This is a genomic window from uncultured Faecalibacterium sp. (genome assembly GCF_900066275.1).
GTDB classification, from domain to species: Bacteria; Bacillota; Clostridia; order Oscillospirales; family Ruminococcaceae; genus Faecalibacterium; species Faecalibacterium taiwanense.
In genome coordinates this window covers 1-339 of record NZ_FMFG01000111.1, presented here as the reverse complement: position 1 = coordinate 339, position 339 = coordinate 1, and the positions used below count along the sequence as shown (strand labels likewise).

General features: G+C 46.0%; 1 protein-coding gene. It reads left to right on the top strand.

From position 1 onward, the window contains the following. Positions 1 to 58 precede the first annotated feature (58 nt). The coding region (locus tag QZL71_RS13245) for a DUF2500 domain-containing protein (RefSeq protein ID WP_294649226.1) at positions 59 to 339 on the top strand (281 nt) is incomplete at its 3' end.

Genomic DNA, 339 nt, shown 5'->3' with positions numbered 1-339 from the left:
GAAGAATCTTTTCTGGACGATGTAAAGGACCTGCTGGAAGAAATTTTGGAGGAGTAAAATGTTTTTTGGATGGTTTGACGCTATATTCAGCTTCATTTTCCCAATCCTGTTCCTGCTTTTTATTGGAATGTTTTTCTTTGCTCTAATTTCAAATCTCCGCACATGGAACAAAAACAACCACTCGCCGCGGCTTACCGTTCCGGCAACAGTGGTAGCAAAGCGCACCGATGTTTCGCATTCCAGCAGTGCCAATGCCGGAGATATGTCCGGTGCGCACGGATACGACACTAGCACATTTACATCGTACTATGTGACTTTTCAGGTGGAGAGCGGCGACCG